This window comes from Fontibacillus panacisegetis (genome assembly GCF_900102215.1).
Lineage (GTDB): Bacteria > Bacillota > Bacilli > Paenibacillales > Paenibacillaceae > Fontibacillus > Fontibacillus panacisegetis.
In genome coordinates this window covers 84125-102339 of record NZ_FNBG01000014.1, presented here as the reverse complement: position 1 = coordinate 102339, position 18215 = coordinate 84125, and the positions used below count along the sequence as shown (strand labels likewise).

The 18215-nt window shown below is 42.2% G+C and carries 19 protein-coding genes and 1 other RNA gene; 8 read left to right on the top strand and 12 right to left on the bottom strand.

Annotated elements, in window-relative coordinates; genetic code table 11:
- Positions 1 to 64: 64 nt before the first annotated feature.
- The 4 genes from BLS49_RS13270 to BLS49_RS13255 all read right to left on the bottom strand — a co-directional run bounded on the left by BLS49_RS13270 (position 65) and on the right by BLS49_RS13255 (position 4204).
- Entirely contained in the window at positions 65 to 652 is a 588-nt protein-coding gene (locus tag BLS49_RS13270) for a TlpA family protein disulfide reductase (RefSeq protein ID WP_091231074.1), read from the bottom strand.
- 255 nt (positions 653 to 907) lie between these two features.
- Positions 908 to 1642, bottom strand: coding sequence for an exonuclease domain-containing protein (locus BLS49_RS13265; protein ID WP_091231071.1), 735 nt, complete (start codon positions 1640 to 1642; stop codon positions 908 to 910).
- Complete coding sequence (locus tag BLS49_RS13260; protein WP_091231069.1) at positions 1639 to 2730, bottom strand: DUF294 nucleotidyltransferase-like domain-containing protein; 1092 nt, start codon at positions 2728 to 2730, stop codon at positions 1639 to 1641. Before BLS49_RS13260 ends, BLS49_RS13265 begins: the two co-directional genes overlap by 4 nt.
- Before the next feature lie 64 nt (positions 2731 to 2794).
- Entirely contained in the window at positions 2795 to 4204 is a 1410-nt protein-coding gene (locus tag BLS49_RS13255; RefSeq protein ID WP_091231065.1) for an ammonium transporter, read from the bottom strand.
- Positions 4205 to 4477: 273 nt separating this feature from the next.
- Between BLS49_RS13255 and BLS49_RS13250 the strand changes: the two genes are divergently transcribed.
- On the top strand, positions 4478 to 4918 hold the full coding sequence (locus BLS49_RS13250; protein ID WP_376769601.1) for a MerR family transcriptional regulator: 441 nt from the start codon (positions 4478 to 4480) through the stop codon (positions 4916 to 4918).
- Positions 4919 to 4947: 29 nt separating this feature from the next.
- Positions 4948 to 5628 carry a zinc metallopeptidase gene (locus tag BLS49_RS13245; RefSeq protein WP_091231058.1) on the top strand — a complete coding sequence of 227 codons (681 nt, stop codon included), beginning with the start codon at positions 4948 to 4950 and terminating at the stop codon, positions 5626 to 5628.
- A gap of 86 nt (positions 5629 to 5714) precedes the next feature.
- Here the strand turns inward: BLS49_RS13245 and gltC are convergent, their stop codons facing one another.
- Both gltC and BLS49_RS13235 read right to left on the bottom strand, forming a co-directional pair.
- Complete coding sequence (gene gltC, locus BLS49_RS13240; RefSeq protein ID WP_091231055.1) at positions 5715 to 6626, bottom strand: glutamate biosynthesis transcriptional regulator GltC; 912 nt, start codon at positions 6624 to 6626, stop codon at positions 5715 to 5717.
- Between the two features lie 129 nt (positions 6627 to 6755).
- Positions 6756 to 7367 carry a rhomboid family intramembrane serine protease gene (locus BLS49_RS13235; RefSeq protein ID WP_091231051.1) on the bottom strand — a complete coding sequence of 204 codons (612 nt, stop codon included), beginning with the start codon at positions 7365 to 7367 and terminating at the stop codon, positions 6756 to 6758.
- Between the two features lie 123 nt (positions 7368 to 7490).
- Here BLS49_RS13235 and tpx point away from each other — a divergent pair, with 123 nt between their 5' ends.
- On the top strand, positions 7491 to 8012 hold the full coding sequence (tpx, locus tag BLS49_RS13230; protein ID WP_091231048.1) for a thiol peroxidase: 522 nt from the start codon (positions 7491 to 7493) through the stop codon (positions 8010 to 8012).
- Between the two features lie 95 nt (positions 8013 to 8107).
- Here tpx and BLS49_RS13225 read toward each other — a convergent pair whose 3' ends face one another.
- The 3 genes from BLS49_RS13225 to BLS49_RS13215 form a co-directional block, all read right to left on the bottom strand.
- On the bottom strand, positions 8108 to 8506 hold the full coding sequence (locus tag BLS49_RS13225; RefSeq protein WP_091231045.1) for a DUF1499 domain-containing protein: 399 nt from the start codon (positions 8504 to 8506) through the stop codon (positions 8108 to 8110).
- Positions 8507 to 8660: 154 nt separating this feature from the next.
- A non-coding RNA gene (ssrS, locus tag BLS49_RS13220) (6S RNA) lies at positions 8661 to 8851 on the bottom strand.
- Between the two features lie 86 nt (positions 8852 to 8937).
- Positions 8938 to 9726 carry a YesL family protein gene (locus tag BLS49_RS13215; protein WP_091231168.1) on the bottom strand — a complete coding sequence of 263 codons (789 nt, stop codon included), beginning with the start codon at positions 9724 to 9726 and terminating at the stop codon, positions 8938 to 8940.
- A gap of 192 nt (positions 9727 to 9918) precedes the next feature.
- Between BLS49_RS13215 and BLS49_RS13210 the strand changes: the two genes are divergently transcribed.
- Entirely contained in the window at positions 9919 to 10020 is a 102-nt protein-coding gene (locus tag BLS49_RS13210) for a sporulation protein YjcZ (protein ID WP_091231041.1), read from the top strand.
- A gap of 61 nt (positions 10021 to 10081) precedes the next feature.
- On the opposite strand, the gene cshA is transcribed toward BLS49_RS13210, so the two are convergent.
- The gene (cshA, locus tag BLS49_RS13205) at positions 10082 to 11695 is read right to left on the bottom strand and encodes a degradosome RNA helicase CshA (RefSeq protein ID WP_091231038.1); all 1614 of its coding nucleotides are present in this window, start codon (positions 11693 to 11695) and stop codon (positions 10082 to 10084) included.
- A gap of 277 nt (positions 11696 to 11972) precedes the next feature.
- Here cshA and BLS49_RS13200 point away from each other — a divergent pair, with 277 nt between their 5' ends.
- From BLS49_RS13200 to BLS49_RS13190, 3 genes are all read left to right on the top strand, one after another.
- Positions 11973 to 12794, top strand: a complete 822-nt coding sequence (locus BLS49_RS13200) for a YitT family protein (protein WP_091231035.1) — start codon at positions 11973 to 11975, stop codon at positions 12792 to 12794.
- 165 nt (positions 12795 to 12959) lie between these two features.
- On the top strand, positions 12960 to 13148 hold the full coding sequence (locus BLS49_RS13195; RefSeq protein ID WP_175471405.1) for a hypothetical protein: 189 nt from the start codon (positions 12960 to 12962) through the stop codon (positions 13146 to 13148).
- A gap of 151 nt (positions 13149 to 13299) precedes the next feature.
- Entirely contained in the window at positions 13300 to 14484 is a 1185-nt protein-coding gene (locus BLS49_RS13190; protein ID WP_091231029.1) for a putative glycoside hydrolase, read from the top strand.
- A 117-nt stretch (positions 14485 to 14601) separates the two neighbouring features.
- Here BLS49_RS13190 and pfkA read toward each other — a convergent pair whose 3' ends face one another.
- Entirely contained in the window at positions 14602 to 15573 is a 972-nt protein-coding gene (gene pfkA, locus BLS49_RS13185) for a 6-phosphofructokinase (protein WP_091231024.1), read from the bottom strand.
- 33 nt (positions 15574 to 15606) lie between these two features.
- A complete protein-coding gene (locus tag BLS49_RS13180; RefSeq protein WP_091231020.1) occupies positions 15607 to 16686 on the bottom strand; it encodes a tetraprenyl-beta-curcumene synthase family protein in 1080 nt (359 codons plus the stop codon).
- 201 nt (positions 16687 to 16887) lie between these two features.
- Between BLS49_RS13180 and BLS49_RS13175 the strand changes: the two genes are divergently transcribed.
- Positions 16888 to 18129 (top strand): MFS transporter, encoded by a 1242-nt coding sequence (locus BLS49_RS13175; protein WP_091231016.1) that lies wholly within the window; start codon positions 16888 to 16890, stop codon positions 18127 to 18129.
- Positions 18130 to 18215 lie beyond the last annotated feature (86 nt).

Below are 18215 nucleotides of genomic sequence, written 5' to 3'. Positions count from 1 at the left end.
CCTAGAAGCCAGAACTCTGGCGACCGGGATACCCCTTGTTACATTTGAACCTATAATTTTTCTCTTAACTATCTTCCAGCAGCTTCTTCACCTTGGCTTCTAGCTCCTCAGGCGGCAATATTCCTATGATAACCTCCTGTATTACACCGTTCTTATCGATTAGAGCATTAGTTGGAAAAGCGATCCCGTTAAACATACGATATACTTCCTCTTTTTCATCCAGCAAAATTGGGAAAGTGTAATGATACTCCTCCACAAACTTTTTAGCGTTCTCAAGCTTATCGTATGCCGTTACATTTACGCCATAAAAATCCATCTTATCTCCATACTTTTTGTACAAATTAACGAGATCAGGTGCCTCCTCCTTGCATGGATCGCACCATGAAGCCCAGAAGTTGAGCAGCAGCGGTTTATCCCGCTTCCCTCCTACCTCATAATTATGACCATCTAGCCCAGTCAAGGAAAAAGCCGGCGATGGAGTTCCTGGTTTTGGAGTATTTTCTGCTATAAGATTACTTAGTGTCTGTTCTGAAGGGGATGAATTTTTTGTTTTATCCGAAAACCGCGACAAAATGCTTTGACCACTATTCTCATACAAGACAACGGCCAGGCAAACAATAACCCCCACCAATATCCATCGATTACGATTCATATTTGTGACTTCCTTTATGTTAAAGTCTTTTTGTGGATCCCACCTTAAAGCAAAAGATTTGCCTACACTTGATATTGTACCCTGTTTTCTAGTTTTGTTACAGATTACAACAACAAAAACGTTGATCGACGAGCACTCAAGAATAACAGACCGCATTTAGCAGCAATTTTTTTGTAAACTACGTAATGAAAAAAACCGTCCGGAACAAACCGAACGGTTAACAGCAGCAAGTATTAGATGTATTATGCCTAAGTATTAATTCTTACTAAGATAACTATATAAATCACCTAATGTAATGACTCCGCATTCTTTAAGACGTGAAATAATAGCACACCATAACCCGGCCGTCATCTTCGAATCCTCAAGAGCATGGTGACGTCTTAACAGTGGTATTTCGTATACTTCCAACCAATCATCCAGAGACGAAATGTTTCGTTCCGGTTCGAGCTTTCTGGCTATCATCATCGTATCCAGCACCCGATGTCCCAGATGAGCTTTTGTCGTTTTCCAGAGTGCAACATCAAGGAATGCTTTATCATGAGCACTACCATGTGCAATAAGCACCCGATCATCAACAAAACCCATAAAATCTCGAAGCGCTAGTAGTAAAGGAGGCGCATCTTCAACCATCTCAGGTGTGATACCTGTTAATTCCACAATTTGTTCTGGAACAGAACAAGCGGGTTTACACAAGGAATAATACACGTCATCCGTTATCTGCTCGCCATCTACCTTAATCGCTCCAAAAGACAATATTTCGTCGCCATAATGATAATGAAATCCCGTCGTTTCCAGATCGAATACAGCCGTCTTTAATTCAGTGAGAGGTACGTGGAGTGTTTCCGGTTTACGTTGACCTTTAGTAAGTGAGCGTACGAAGGCGATTTGCTGAGCACTGGGAGCTCCTAGCATTGAAGCGATCCTTGGAGGTATTCCTCCACCTTTCAACACATCCCACAATCCCCCGGTTTCTTTCATCGGTTCCTTCATAGCCATTTCCTTTCTGTATAACGATGTTGACGCTGGAGGGTACGGTACATTAGTTTTACCGTACTCAAAGCTTCCCTGAGCTCACGCCGCATTTCTTTTTGTCTGATCAGGGTTTCTGGTAAATAATTCGTTCCTGTCAATAATCCATCTTCATCTTTGACAGCAGCCATCGATCTGAATCTAAGAGCGGTGTTAAAAGCATGTTGACATGAGTCCAGCCATCTAAGTTGAGCAGCGTCCAATCTATATAGCTGCTCAATTCTCTCCTGCGTTGAAGAAGCAACAATTCCATACTCTATTGATAAGTAACGCACAGCATTCACAACAGGAAGATAAAGGCCATATTTCACATCAAACTCTCCGGCATGCTCCCCTGTCTGCTCCGTAATGACCTGCCCCAGCGCATTTAACGCTGCTTTATGGCGAATAGTATTACGAAGAACAGCAGCGGTCAGATCATATTCAGGCTCAGCCTCCGATTCAAACACTGCAGTCATTTTTTTGCGAAGGAGCTTTGTTAATTCTTCATCACCATATATATGGCGCATGTCAGCTGCAATCATGAGATAACGAACCTGCTCCCACCCGAGCAGACCTCTCCAATACCGCAGCTGCCTCTCCCAATCCGCTACTGATTTACGCCAAAGTGTGTTGGATAGCATCACATTCCCTGGACACGGCGGATAACCTGCCACTTCCAATATATGCGATAGCCTTGGGCCGAACTCATCAAAATAAGATTCCGACGTACCATCATTACTTTCACCGATTATTAGACCGTTATCCTGATCACTCCATAACGTCTGTTCAGCACGCCCAGCACTCCCAAAAACAACATATGCATAAGGAACAGGAGGAGGGCCGAAGCCCTCCTCAATTAACTCCTGTTCACATAATGCTGAAGCTCGTGACATTACCGTATTATGAAGCTCATTTACAAGCTCATTCCAAATCACTATTTCAGTGTCAGAGAATTGTTCAAATAGCCTGTTTTGTTCTTCAATCCGTGCCTTCCTAAGCTCTGCGGGAGAGGAAGCCGACCGAATCGTCTGAAAACTGACTTCGTTCATGGACGCTTCATTGCTCATAGGCCGAACTTCCTTTCTAAATGATGTCACTGCTGCTAATCACATTATAAGTTCAGAATCTCTCTTATAAGTTTTGTGTATTTCCAGAGCCAGAAGCAGTTGATTGATTCAACAGACTCATTTGTTCAGGATAACCATAAGTGCCGTGCTCACTAATATCAAGACCCATCATTTCTTCTTCTTCAGTAACGCGTAGCCCCATAATCATTTTCATTCCACCAAGTACGATAAAGGAAACTACAAGAACGAAAGCAAATGTTCCGATAACCCCTAGCAATTGCACGCCCAATTGTCCGAAGCCGCCGCCGTAGAATAACCCTTCTTTACCTACACCAGTTGTCCCTACAAGCTCAGGAGTAGCGAACAAGCCTGTAGAAATAGCACCCCAGATACCAGCAACACCGTGAACAGAAATTGCAGAGATTGGATCATCAACTCCGATACGTTCAATCCATCTACCTACCAGGAATGCTACAATAGCTGCTACAGCACCAATGATAATGGAAGCCCAAGCATCAACGAATGCACAAGAACCAGTAATTGCAACTAACGCAGCAAGCACACCATTCAACATACTTGGAATATCAGATTTGCCCATTACTGCCCAGGAAATCAGTAGTGCAGCAACAGCACCAGCAGCAGCTGCAAGGTTTGTTGTCATTAATACATAACCGAAGAATCCATCACCAAGTGGAGTTAACGCACTACCTGGGTTAAATCCAAACCAGCCAATCCACAAAATAATTACACCGAGAACAGTCAACACTTGGTTATGACCTGGAATACTATTTGGTTTACCATCTTTATTGTATTTACCAAGACGTGGTTTTAGCAACACTGTTGCAACGAGTGCAGCTGTAGCACCTGTAAGGTGAACTACCGTGGAGCCTGCATAATCTTGCATTCCGAGACTGCCTAACCAGCCGCCGCCCCATACCCAGTGACATACAATAGGATAAATTCCTACTATAAATATGATGCCGAATACGATATATACACTTAGCTTTGCTCTTTCAGCCATACCGCCACAAGCAATTGCCAAGGATACTGCCGCAAATGCCATTTGGAACAAGAACATCATATTTAGTGAAATTCCGATCTCAGAAAGACCACTAAATGAACCAATTGCCCCGTCACCGCCATAGAGGAAGCCAGTTGTTCCCCAGAAGCCGTTACCATCACCAAATGCGAAACCAAAACCTAAAGCCCACCAAGCAACTATTGAAATACCTAATGTAAGAACTGTTTTACCTGCTACGTGACCCGCATTTTTCATTCGAACTGAGCCAGCTTCCAAAAGTGCGAATCCGGCTTGCATGAAGAATACTAACATTGCAGCTACAAAAACAAAAAGTGTATTTAGTCCAATCTCTAATACCGCTGGAGTTACTTCACCTTCTGCTGCAAAAGCTGATACCGGAAAAGCAAACATAGCTGCAGTTCCTAACAATCCATAGAGCCATTTCTTTTTCATAGATCCCCACTCCTCAATGTCATATTTCCTAACACAAAATAAAAGGTTAAGGTGATTATAAGACTAAAGAAGCAGATATGACAATAGTTTTTTTAAAAAAACCGAAAATAATTTATATTAATTAACACATCATGTTAGATATTCACGTATTTTATTGTGAATTAGTTACTTTCTTTAATAAAGCATGACGTTTGACTGTACACTTATAGATCAGTTATCATTTAGGTATAACCTCTATGTTTCACGTATAAATAATTAGAAAGAGGTGATTATATTGGAGTTATAAAATTATTTCGGATAGGAGAATTGGCCAAGGCTGCAGACGTAAGTGAGCGCACTATTGATTACTACACTAAGATGGGACTTATTTCACCCGAGAGCAGAACTCAAAAAAATTACCGTCTTTATAGTAATGAAACCTTAAACAGGCTGGAGCGAATTAATCTTTTAAAACAGGAAAAATACACTCTTGAAGAAATTCGTGAGAAGCTGGAGCTTTGGAACAAGGTAAGCAACGAAGAACATGTAACTGAAAAATTAAGTTCGTTGGAAATACACCTTCAGCAGCTTGAGCGTGAAGTAAAGGAGCTTGAGCCCCTCATTTCCAGCCTTAAGCCCGGACAGGCACGTCACGCATTTTCCAACATCATGCCTCAAAGCCTTGCCTGTATCGAAGCACTTCGTATTTTGATGAACAATGTTCCTTTTAGCTAAATATTCAATTACTTTTGGAGGAATGCTTGATGTACTCTGACATAATGTTAATTCCCATTTTATTGGCTTTCGGACTCTCCGTCTGGGCTCAATTCCGTGTTAAGGGAACCTTTAACAAATGGGCAAAAGTTGAAAATTCATATGGTCTCACAGGCCATGATGCCGCAAGACGTATGCTGGATTCCAACGGTCTTTACAACGTACCCATCGAACCGGTTAGAGGTACACTATCTGACCACTATGATCCGATCAAACGTGTCGTTCGCCTTTCTGAACCTGTATATTATGAACGCACGATATCAGCAGTCGCTGTAGCCTGTCATGAAGTTGGTCACGCCATTCAACATAAAGAATCTTACCCGATGCTAGTGCTTCGTCATAAAATGTTCCCTGTTGTCAATTTTGCTTCCGGGATTGCACCGTTCCTTTTATTGGCTGGTATCATCTTCCAAGCATTTAACCTGATTGGCCTTGGGATCATCTTCTTCTCGGCAGCAGTTCTGTTCCAGCTTGTTACACTGCCAGTCGAATTTAATGCCAGCAGCCGTGCCCGAAAAATCATGTTAAGCCAAGGATATGTTACACAAAATGAAGAACGCGGCGTCGGTAAAGTGTTGAACGCAGCTGCGCTAACTTATGTAGCAGCAGCTCTTATTTCCCTGCTTGAACTGATTCGTTACATTTTGATATTCACTAGCAATCGCGAATAATACTGACAAATACAAAGACCCTTCACTCCGCCCAGCATGACGGAGACAGAAGGGTCTTTGTTGCTTGCAAATAAAAAAACCGCCGATCACTGGCTCGGCGGAGTATCGATTTGTAGTCCAAAATATTCAAGAAGAAAAATACGGAAAGATTGAGCAACGAGCGGCAGCTTTTCATCTGCACGATGAATAAGTCCAATCGTTCGCGTTACCTTTGGAACTGAAATTCGAACTCTGCTTGGCTGGAGGGAAAAGCTCTGAAACAGCGCCGTTTCCGGCAGCAGGCTCACGCCCATTCCCGCCGCAACAAGTCCACGAATCGTATCTGTCTCTTCCCCCTCAAATGCAATCTTCGGGGTAAATCCAGCCTCCAGGCACGCATGCCACACAATCGGACGCAGAGAGTATCCTTTACTAAACAATACAAATTTATCATCTTTTAATTGATTAAGGGTTATGCTCTGTTCGCCTGACAACGGATGACCAGGCGGTAAAATAGCGACTAAATCCTCTGTCAGCACTACATTACCTGCCACCTGATTGTGGTTCTCCGGAAACGGAGATATAAAAGCGAGATCCACATCTCCTGACACCACGTCACGAATTAAGGTTGGGTACGTTCCTTGTCGGAACCGAAACTTGACGTTAGGGTAGAGTTTGCGGAATTCCGCCACTACACTAGGTATAATATGAATTCCAAGGCTGTTCGGAAAACCTAGTCTGATCTCTCCTTGTTCAGGGTCCAGAAATTCATGAACCTCACTAACGGCCCTTTCCAAATCCTTAAGAATAGTTTCTACACGGCTGCAAAACAGCTGCCCGACTGCCGTCAGGTGCAAATTTCTCCCCTTCTGCATGAACAGATTAACTCCAAGCTCCTGCTCCAACTGATGAATTTGCCGACTTACCGCGGATTGAGCCACATGCAGCTCTTCTGCCGCTTGAGTGACGTGCTCTTTTTTCGCCACTTTTACGAAGTATTGCAGTTGTCTAAGTTCCACGAATCTGATCGCTCCATTTCGCATCTTCATATAATCGAAATAAGGGCAAAATAAAAGGGCTTACATTTCTAAAAGATACAAATAGATAAAATTTATTTATCTTAAATGTACCATTTAGTTATCATCTCTTCAACGGCGTTTTAACAATCTTATAATGATTCCGTAAATAAAAAAGCCTCCGAGGAGCCCACCAAAATGAGCTACCCAGTTGATTTGAGGAACCGCAACCGAGAACACTACCCCAACGATCAGCAAGCTGTACAGCGTCTTACGCGAGCTCTCATCCATAAGATTACGCTGTAGAAGTGCAATATATAGAAACGCTCCATACACGCCGTATATCGCTCCTGAGGCGCCGACAGAGATAGTATCCATAGCATGACGATATGCTCCTAATGAAATTATGTTGCCAACTAAGCCGCTTCCAAGATAAAGCAGCGCATATCGCCATTTGCCTAAATAGGTCTCAAGCGGAGGTGCAAACACCAGGATCGCAAAACAATTTGAGAGCAAATGGTTGAACCCGTTATGCAAAAACATAGCCGTGAACAATCTCCACATTTCTTCTGGATAATGCCCATAATTCGCCATTGCCCCAAATTTCAACAAGGTTTCAAGATTCGTTGAACCCCCATTTATCGTAACGATGATGAACATCACAATATTCGCAGCTAATAATAGACAAGTTATCGGATAATACCGAAGATAGCTTTTCCAGCTTTCATATCGAATAAAAATCATGTTGCGAACCTTCCTTCGTTCAATAATGTTATCTAACTATTTCCTAAAGTTGGACAATCTCTTTTTATAAATATTATAATTAAAATTGAAAACAATATCTAATCTATAGGAGGAGAAATTAAAATGACACAAGAACGCGCTAGCGTAGCTACATTTAAAGGTAATCCCATTACCCTGGTAGGTCCGGAACTGAAGGTTGGCGACACTGCGCCAGACTTCAAAATTAGCAAAAATTTGCTCGAAGAGGCTTCTCTCCAAGACTACGCAGGGAAAATCAAGCTAATTAGTGTCGTTCCTTCTCTCGATACAGGCGTATGTGACGCTCAAACCCGCCGCTTTAACCAAGAAGCAGCAACCCTGGGCGATGATGTTATCGTATTGACCATCAGCGTAGACCTTCCATTTGCACAATCACGTTGGTGTGGAGCTGCTGGTATCGACCAAGTAATTACTCTATCTGACTACAAGGACAACTCCTTCGGTAAAGCATACGGCGTATTTATCAAAGAATTTGCGCTTGATCATCGCGCAGTATTCGTTCTTGATAAAGAAAACACGATCCGTTATGTCGAAGTACTTAAAGAAATGGGCGAACACCCGAACTATGATGCACCTATCGACGCAGTCAAACAACTGTTGTCCTAATCATTATTGCGGCGTTTAATAACCTGTATACACGAAAAGCGAGTAAGGAGGGCTCCCCTCCCTGCTCGCTTATTTTAGCGCGGTGCATGTAAAAATTATGACGGTGACGAGATTTTATGTGAGGACAGTTTCTTGTCCAGCATCCCAAATAAATGCATAATATTACGGTAATTCGCACCCAGATCGCCCATTGATCCTCGGGTAGCAGAATAAATGTCAATCGCACTACGAACAGGTCCTGTAGAAACGATAGAGACCGTAATATCCATAGTTCGTCCAAAAGCAGTGCGTTTCTCCAATGTAATTTCACCTACTGAAGGAACCTCATGCGTGACTTTATAACCAGGAATTTTCTTAAGTGTCGAAGATACTTCCTCCCAAATTTTATCCTTCGACATTTGATAATATCTTGTTTTTAATTCAGGTACTTTCGCACGATCACTCGTTCCCTCCTGACTGCGAAATATACCGGCTAATGTTCTCTTTAATGACAACCCGTTCTGCCTCCTTTATAACTCCTCAAACAACTTGTACTTACATTACAGTTTATCATTCTTGAGGAACAAACAAAAGAGCGTTTACTTGGCATTAACAAAAAAGCACCTTGAAGCTTTAACAAAAGCCTCAAGGTGCCGTTCAATTCATAACAAAAGACCCGCCTATGCCGTCCGGTTACATTGTCTCGAACCTGCCATTAGCAGGTGGGTGATCGCAGCATCACTTTTGAAGTCCCCAAATCTCATGGATAGGGCCTTTCAGCCATGATGCAATGTAGATCTCCCGAGACATCGTCATTGGTTCAAAACAACATAGAACCGAAACGCACATCGCAGGACGTAAACCTATTATAAAACTTCATTAATCAAATGTAAACTTAACTGCACTTGTAATCATCAGGTAAAATATTCCTGACATCACCTTAGTACTATTCTTTTTCCCTTTGCTCTCCAGACTCAAGCTCAAGCACTTCTTCAGAGCTATCGCCTTCAGCGTTAGACTCTTCACCATTTTTATCTGCATTCATTTTGTCTACTTTTTCCTGAATCTTATTGTAAGCAACGTTGAAGTTGAAATATGCGACTAATGCAGTCAAGCTTCCTAAGCCAAAAAGAATCAGCCAGCCGTATTTAAGCGTAAGAAAAAACAGAATTGCGGTACAAATGACTGTAGTCAACATTCTAAATGGTTTGATAATCGTTAACAAAATAGCATTTTTGATGATCTGCGTTGTCTTCATATGGTAATGAGCAACCATCGAGAAGAAGTTGAACAAAGACACAAACGCAATGATTAGAAAGATCAATATGATAATACCAATCATTTGCATATTTTCGAGCTGCTTCATGTATACGTTGTAATCAAACACCATAATTACTACAAGAAGAGTATAGAAAATTCCGCCGATCATGCTTTGTTTATAATTTTCCTTGTAACCCTTAAAGTACACTTTGATAATGCTCAAATCCGTTTCACCCATTACCCACTTCCGGGTAACCGAAAATAACGCTGAAGTAGCAGGAAAAAAAACAAATGGAGCCAAAATAGCCATAGCTAGATAAGTAAAAATTTCATTTTCTAGTCCAGGTACTGGGTTAAGATATAACATAAACTTCGTACCCGCAGGAATCATGAATGGCAATGAACAAATTAGCCATAACAGATTACTTCCAGCGATCCTCATGATCCACTCCGTTATTTTATACAAACCGCCCATAAACCCTTTATCCAAGTAAAAATCTCCCTCCGAAAGTGATAATTATGTCTAGTAATAACTATACATGATTAGCACATCTCTATCCAGCGCCTAATTTCGTACACACATAGGTGAATGTCTAATCCTATAATTCCTTATTACCATAGTATATACCGTAACTTCAATTATTCACAAATCAAAGGAGGTAATCTCATGTCCCAAGCAGGAGGATATGGAGGTTTCTGGACTTCCACTGGCACAATTTTGGTTTTGTTCATTTTGCTAGTTATCGTGAGCCGCACAATCCTTTACTAATTAATATGAATAAATAAAGACGGGGCATAGTGCCCCGCCTTTGTTTATTGCATTCAACCAATTAATTGTCGAAAGAATTGTTGTCGTTACGTTTCGATGGTCTGCGATCACCGTTATTATAGTTTGAACGCGGCTTACGATCTGAAGAAGATGACGAAGAACGATATGAATCACGTCCTCCTTCTTTATTATATCCGCCCTTGTTACCATAACCGCCACGATTTCCACCTTCGCGACTTCCGCCTTCACGATTGTCACGACGATAGCCGCCACCACCACTGCCGCCGCCACGATTTCCATATCCAGAAGGTTTGCGTCCACTAGAGCGAATGTCTGGATTACGACGTTTCACACGAATTGGTTCCTCTGGTGTGAGTTCGATATTTGCTTTGTCATTCTTATCTCCAGTAATAAGCTTGAACGCAGCCGCAAGCAGATTAACAGAATCATATTGCTCAAGTAATTGGATAGCCATACCTTTATATTCACCGAGCTCTGCCGCTTCCACAAGCTCAATAATCCGTTCAGCAGTAATCCGTTGCTTACCTTCAATAGCCTCTGCAATACTTGGAAGAGGTTTACGAGCAATTTTATGACGAGTAATGCGTTCGATAAAATGCAAATGGTCAATTTCACGTGGTGTTACAAAAGACCATGCAGCACCCTCTTTACCAGCACGACCTGTACGGCCGATACGGTGAACATAACTCTCAGGGTCTTGCGGCAAGTCAAAGTTCACAACATGTGATACGCCAGAAACGTCAAGACCGCGAGCAGCTACATCTGTTGCTACCAATACGTCAATACTTCCATCACGGAATTTACGCATCACGTTATCACGTTGATGTTGGGACAAATCACCATGCAAACCATCTGCAGAATATCCACGTTTTTGCAAAGCTTCAGCAAGTTCGTCTACACGACGTTTTGTCCGACCGAAGACAATAGCAAGCTCTGGAGATTCCATATCGAGCAAACGAGTCAGAGCGTCAAATTTTTGGCGTTCATGAACTTCAATGTAAGCTTGATCGATCAACGGTGCGCTAACCTGTTTTGGAATAACGGATACATGTTCAGGATTTTTCAGGAACTGCTGAGCCAACTTCTGGATATTTGCTGGCATGGTAGCGGAAAATAACATCGTTTGGCGTTCTTCGGGGACAAGCTTCAGGATCGACTGAATATCTTCCATGAAACCCATATCCAGCATTTCATCTGCTTCATCAAGGACGACAGTCTTCACGTCGTCAAGTTTGATCGTCTTACGGTTAATGTGATCAAGCAAACGACCCGGGGTACCGATAATAATTTGAGGTTTCTTCTTCAAAGCGCGAATTTGACGAACGATGTCTTGTCCTCCGTAAATAGGCAAAGAGCGTGTACCTTTAAAACGTGCTAATTTACCAATCTCTTCAGCTACTTGAATTGCAAGTTCACGCGTTGGTGTCATAATAAGCGCTACAATCCGATCTTCATCCTTTGGAATTCTGTTAATGAGCGGAAGGCCAAATGCAGCTGTCTTCCCTGTTCCTGTCTGAGCTTGTCCAATCATATCTCTTCCAGTGAGTGCGATAGGAATGGATTTGCCTTGAATCGGAGTCGCTTCCTCAAATCCAAGCTCGGTAATAGCTTGTAATACTTTAGGCTCTAGGCCAAAATCTGCAAATGTGTTCAAATTGTTCATACTCCTTCTATATAGTGGACATTCCACAGTGTTAACTGTATTCTTAAGTAGCATTCTAACGTTTATAGACTATCCAACAGGCCAAAAAAACTTACATAAGGCACTGGAAAGTTAGAGAACCTTAGACGGTAAATACTGATATCTTGCTGTTTTTAAAACAGAAAACAACCCCACTCAAGAATATCTCACACATTATAGCACAAAACAATAAAAGAATACCAGCAAGCAGGTTGGGATACTCCCAATATCAACGAGAGGTGATTTTTCAGTGTTAAAGGATATTAGGAACTGTATTGTCATAATAATCGGAGCAGTCTTTATCGCATCCGGCTTCAACTTGTTCCTTGTTCCGCATCATTTACTTAGCGGTGGTGTATCCGGTCTTGCCATGCTTACCGGATACTTCTCCCCCCTTAGCATCAATACCATGTACCTAGCTTACAATGTTCCTATACTTATTATAGGATTGTTCATGCTTGGCAAACGTTTTATCGGTCTCAGCATTTTATCAGTAGCCGCGGTAACATGGGCTATGGCCCTAATACCACAGCAGCCCGTCGCTACGGACACGCTGCTGTCCGCGGCATTTGGCGGCGTGCTTGTTGGCATAGGAAGCGGCATTTCATTTCGAGTAGGTGGTTCTTCGGGAGGTTTTGACATCGTTGGTTCTATAGTCACTCGCTACCGCGATCTCCCTGTTGGCAGCATCCTAGTTGTTCTCAATGCAGCAGTAATCTTCTCTATGGGTTATCTAGAGGGCGATTGGAATTTGGCGCTTGCTTCCATGTTGTCGATATATATTTCTGGTAAAGTGCTGGACCTGATACATATCAGCCATAACAAGGTTACCCTGTACATTATTACGGAAAAAACGGATGAGCTGTTGGCCAAGCTCCTCACTCTTCCCCGAGGTGTAACACTCATCAAAACAGAAGGTGCCTTTTCTCATAAAGAGAAAGATATGCTTATGACAGTGACAACACGTTACGAATTGACCGAGCTGAAGGAAATTATTCGGAAGACTGATCCCTCCGCATTCGTTAATATTGTTGAAACTGTCGGAGTAATGGGATCATTTAGAAGAAGGTAACTCGCCGTTACATTTCTTCTTAACTGTGCTATAATGTTGATAACAAGCGGTTCCTTTGTAAACTGTATAATTCAGCTTTACCTTATTTCACCAGCTTTTTGCTTTTCCGATGTAGGAATGATTCAGAACGAATGATTCTAATAGGAAAGGGTGATTGTTGTGGAAATGGAAACGGTAAAACTGGCACAAATCGTCATGAAGTGGTTCCCAGATATGTTGCCTTTTTTAAACCAGAAGGAACTTGACTCCATGATCATCCTTCGTGATGGTCTGACCATTCTGGAACCGGAAGATGCGATGGAGATCATCCAGTTCAGCATCTGCGAGCATCAAAATTCAGCGTTTCTTCATTAAATACATTGTGCTTTATAAACCGTCTCTTCTGTCGCAAGCAGAAGAAACGGTTTTTTTTATTCCTTATTAATATAGTAATCTATTATAATTAACCTTATCCGCCTCACCATCATTTATAATTATTACAGCGTATACAAGGGAGAGGAATCTTATGAACATCTTATGGACTCTTTTAATTCTAGCAATGAGCTCCGGTCATAATGCTGAACCAGCGAACCACAATGACCATCGAATGACCGAAATCGCGCAATCCTCTTTTCAAACATTTATAACTAATGCTTCTCAAGGTCGAATGGAAGATCCGCTTACACCAAATAAAATCACAGCGGGTCCTAATGTTGAAGCAGCTCCTGTTGTCAAAGGAATTTACGTTACCGCTTACAGCGCAGGCGGTTCAAGAATGAGCACATTGGTTGATCTGGTCGATTCTACTGATCTCAACGCTATGGTTATCGATATCAAAGATGATGAAGGCTACATTACATACAAAACAGATAATCCCAAACTGATCGAAATGGGCAAGCCGCAGCCTTTTATTTCTAATATCAATAAGCTGATGGAACGTCTGAACAGTCATGAAATATATCCTATCGCACGTGTCGTCGTTTTCAAAGATACGATTCTCGCAAAGAAAAACCCGGAGCTATCATTCCGTAATAGTGATGGTACCGTATGGAGCAATAGCAAGGGAGATAGCTTTGTCAATCCGTATAGTAAAGTCGTCTGGGATTATAATATAGAAGTTGCTAAGGAAGCCGCCAAGCTCGGTTTCAAAGAAATTCAGTTTGATTATGTGCGTTTTCCGGAAGGCTTCGAGAAGCGCGCAGACTCTCTTAAATATGAAAAAAGTAATATCAGCCGAATCGATGCTGTTACTTCTTTTGTGAATTATGCCAAGGAACAATTGGAGCCACTTGGCATCAAAGTTTCGGTAGATATTTTCGGATATGCTGCATCAGTTCCCGCTGCTGAAGGAATTGGTCAAGACTTTGTTCAAATTTCAGATCAGGTGGATGTCATCTGTCCAATGATTTATCCAAGTCACTATACGACAGGCTGGTTTAACGCTCAGGCCCCTGACAGAGCACCTTATCAGACTATTAAGGGTGCTATCGCCGATACGCACAAAAAACTTGAACCGTTGGGTGATAATAAGCCCATCATTCGCCCATGGATTCAAGATTTTACAGCCAGCTGGCTTGGCAAAGGTCATTATACGAAGTATGGCAAACATGAGGTTGAAGAACAAATTCGTGCGTTGAAAGAATCCAATATCGATGAATACCTGCTGTGGAACGCTTCTAATAAATATACAGGTAGCGTTGAGTATAAATAAAAAATGAAGCGTTTATTCGCAGTCCAACGGAAAATGCAGCTTCAAATCAAAGAGGGAAATCCATTGCCTTGATCTAAGGCTTCGGATTTCCCTCTTTATTATGCAATTCGATAATTATTATTGTGACAAACGGGAAGCTAGCTCATACAATTCCATATCAAACTGCTTCTTGGTAGCTACAACCTTTTCTATATCAGTCAATACCATTTCTCCACCAATCATACCACATGCTTTGTTGGATTCCCCAGCGATCAAGCTGCGTACAGCAAAATCACCCAGGCGGCTTGCCAGATTACGGTCAAAAGGAGTTGGAGATCCTCCACGTTGAATATGTCCGAGTACAGTGGCACGTGGCTCAAGAGATGGTTGGCGTTCTTTAATTGCTTGTACTACTTCCTCGCCCTTACCAACACCTTCAGCAACGATAACGATGCTATGTCTCTTGCCTTTATCAAAGTTTTGTCTCATACGGTCCGCAACTTCATTCAAATCAAATGGAACCTCAGGAACCAGAATCGTTTCCGCTCCCGCAGCAAGACCTGAATGAAGAGCAATATCTCCAGCGTGACGCCCCATTACTTCTACAACAGACGCGCGTTCATGAGAAGACATCGTGTCACGCAGCTTGTTTACTGCATCCACAACAATACCTACTGCAGTGTCAAAACCGATGGTGTAATCCGTGAACGAAATATCATTATCTATTGTACCTGGAAGTCCCATTGTCTTAATCCCAAGCTTACTTAACTTCTCAGCACCTTGATAAGAACCATCTCCACCAATAACCACTAAACCGTCGATTCCACGGTCACGCAGTATTTGTGCACCTTTCTGCTGGCCTTCAGGTGTTTTGAACTCCAGGCAGCGGGCAGATTGCAGAATCGTACCCCCACGTTGGATGATGTCACCTACGCTGCGAATATCCATCGAGAAAATGTCATTATTCAATAGGCCTTGGTAACCACGTTGAATACCGAACACCTCAAGACCATAGAATAATCCACTACGTACAACGGCACGCACAGCTGCGTTCATGCCTTGTGAATCTCCTCCACTGGTGAGAACTGCGATTTTTTTTACTGCTGACATGATGATTCCTCCTTAAAGTTATGCACATTTCATTTATAAATGTTTGCGAATCCAAAGGCTATTTACGAAAAAAAACAGTCGCATCAGCGGGCTTCTTCTCATTAATTGCCTGGAAGCATCGCGAATTTCCTGTTGCTGACTTACCTTGGGATCAGATAAATAAAGAGCCAGCAATCCTTCAATAATCATCCGATGAAACGAAGGTGCTGGAAGCTTCTTAATGTCCCGGCGTGCTCCCTCAACAATAAGAGCGATCCGGCTCAGCATCATTTCCTTATTATCATAGTAACTACAAAAATTGAGATCCCCGCCCACTTCATCCTCCACCTGATCTATTAAATAGTCAAGCAAAATATGTAAACCACAAATATGAGGGAAATAAGCTCCATGGATCAATTCAGCGCTATTACGATCCAACTTGTCATTGCTTGCTGCTAAAAACAACATAAATACACCAAGGGTAGATCCCGTTGCTGCAGCGAACTCATTCCATTGAAGCTGCGGCGTGCGTCCTTTATGTTGCTCCCACCATTTAAGCAAAGCAGACTCGCGATTTTCCGGAGCAATGTGCTTGTACACCTGCAGGTCGGTATAGAGACCTACCAAATCTAATATTTGCGGCTTGGCAGCACTATATCCAGGGAGTTTGGCAATATTGTCGCGACAGGTTTGTACGAGAAGATGCAAGTACCCTCCGTCATCCTGTTCCTCGCGTAATGCATAATAGTTTTGCACCTTGGATTCCGGCTCAACCGCATCAAGCATGCTCTGATGCAAAAGCCTGAAATCCCTCTCATCCATCGAGGTACTTCTGTCGCACAAATTATCCAAATAATCGCTTATTGTCTGAAAAGCTACAATCAGAGGGACTAACACTTGACGCATCTGTAAGTTAGCTGCTGCATACACAGCGCCTCCCTGACAATGAAACTCTTTGGTGGCTATACTGGCAAGTGCTTGTCTTCTTAGCTCAGGATCGGGAATATTCCCGGCCTCCTGCCTCCACCCATCCAGCTCCTTGCGAACCTCTGGCAAAATAAACTTATATACGCGGCTCATCAACCTGATCGGTTCTTTTGGAAACTGGTTTCGGCTTTGCTCAAGTTCAATCAATGGCCTGCCTCCACTACGTTGTTAAAAAACTAATTAATAAAAATCATTCTATATTATAATATGTTCCAACTTTTTGTACAAATAAACAAAATCACAGGCAGGTTATGATATACTAGCAAGCATATGCCGTTTATCAATCACTGGCGCATCTCACATCACTTGGCATCTCTTACCTTGACGAAACGGAGAAGTGTATTTGGTATGAAAAAAACTCCAACCCGGTCGGAGCTTTATTGGCTTCGTGCCTTCGCATTTACTATTTACGGAACAAGCGTTCTGATCTTCTCCTACTTCCCACTCTTTTACGCTGAGATCGGATTCACTAAAAGTCAGATCGGATTATTATTTGCACTCGGACCGATGATCTCATTAATCGCTAACCTGATATGGAGCATAGCTAGCGACAAATATAGAACAATCAAAAAAATAATGATCATTTTATTGATAGGTCAAATTGCAATGATTTTCATTTTATCTTCTACAACGACTTTTTCGGTCATTGTACTTGTTATAACACTCTTCTATTTCTTCTATTATCCCGTGTTTCCATTATCAGACACCATTGCAATCAACGCGGCAAAAAATCACGGGAAAAGCTTTATATCGATCCGGGTATTTGGGTCTATAGGCTTTGCAATTCTTTCCATTGTTATTGGATATGTACTATCACTCATCGGTTCTGCAGAGATCATGAAAGTATCCATTGCCATTACCAGTGTATGTTTGATATTGACTTTATTTATTAAGGATCAGAGTACTCCAGTAGCCAAAATGAATTTGTCAGGAATCGTACCGATATTTCGACAAAAGGAACTTTTATGGTTTTTTGCATGTGTCTTTTTGCTTGCACTTGGAACAAGGATGAATGATGCTTTTCTAACTATTTCACTGAGTGAGCTCGGAGCTAGCAAGGGATTAATTGGTTGGGCCATGCTCGCATCATCCGGCTCAGAAATCCCTGTATTTCTATACCTAAGCTTTAGAGGTGATAAATACAAAGAGCTGCCCTTACTCGTTATAGCCAGTCTTATTTTTGCACTACGATTTTTCCTGATGAGTGGCGTTGATTCTGCTGTTGGCATCGTCATGATCCAGTTGTTGCATGGCTTCACCTTTGGTATCTTTTATGTTACAGCGATTCGTATGCTGACCCGGCTCATTCCGGATCAATTCCGTGCTACCGGAATGGCGCTGTTTACCATTGTCTGGTCCAGTTTATCCGGACTGATCAGCGGAACATTTGGCGGTCTGCTGTTCGAGCATTTTGGAAGACAAAGCTTCTATCTCATCGCGATGATTACAGCTATTGCAGCTTGTATCGGGTTTGCCAGCCGTTATCTGTATCGCGGTCCAAAGCCCGCTGTCCCAGTAGCATCAGCTTACATCTCACCATCACCAAATCATGCAAATACTTCGTCTACCAACCATGATGAACCAATGTAAAGGGAATTAAGAAGGAGCTGTCCCAAAAGTTATCTAAGATAACTTTGAGGGACGCTTCTTGTTTAGCAGTGTAAAGGCAAGATATC

Bases quoted from the DNA above. Each gene is read 5' to 3' on its own strand.
- BLS49_RS13270 (WP_091231074.1), bottom strand. From the start codon at position 652: ATGAATCGTAATCGATGGATATTGGTGGGGGTTATTGTTTGCCTGGCC.
- BLS49_RS13265 (WP_091231071.1), bottom strand. From the start codon at position 1,642: ATGAAGGAACCGATGAAAGAAACCGGGGGATTGTGGGATGTGTTGAAA.
- BLS49_RS13260 (WP_091231069.1), bottom strand. From the start codon at position 2,730: ATGAGCAATGAAGCGTCCATGAACGAAGTCAGTTTTCAGACGATTCGG.
- BLS49_RS13255 (WP_091231065.1), bottom strand. From the start codon at position 4,204: ATGAAAAAGAAATGGCTCTATGGATTGTTAGGAACTGCAGCTATGTTT.
- BLS49_RS13245 (WP_091231058.1), top strand. From the start codon at position 4,948: ATGTACTCTGACATAATGTTAATTCCCATTTTATTGGCTTTCGGACTC.
- BLS49_RS13235 (WP_091231051.1), bottom strand. From the start codon at position 7,367: ATGATTTTTATTCGATATGAAAGCTGGAAAAGCTATCTTCGGTATTAT.
- tpx (WP_091231048.1), top strand. From the start codon at position 7,491: ATGACACAAGAACGCGCTAGCGTAGCTACATTTAAAGGTAATCCCATT.
- BLS49_RS13215 (WP_091231168.1), bottom strand. From the start codon at position 9,726: ATGGGCGGTTTGTATAAAATAACGGAGTGGATCATGAGGATCGCTGGA.
- BLS49_RS13210 (WP_091231041.1), top strand. From the start codon at position 9,919: ATGTCCCAAGCAGGAGGATATGGAGGTTTCTGGACTTCCACTGGCACA.
- BLS49_RS13195 (WP_175471405.1), top strand. From the start codon at position 12,960: ATGGAAACGGTAAAACTGGCACAAATCGTCATGAAGTGGTTCCCAGAT.
- BLS49_RS13190 (WP_091231029.1), top strand. From the start codon at position 13,300: ATGAACATCTTATGGACTCTTTTAATTCTAGCAATGAGCTCCGGTCAT.
- pfkA (WP_091231024.1), bottom strand. From the start codon at position 15,573: ATGTCAGCAGTAAAAAAAATCGCAGTTCTCACCAGTGGAGGAGATTCA.
- BLS49_RS13175 (WP_091231016.1), top strand. From the start codon at position 16,888: ATGAAAAAAACTCCAACCCGGTCGGAGCTTTATTGGCTTCGTGCCTTC.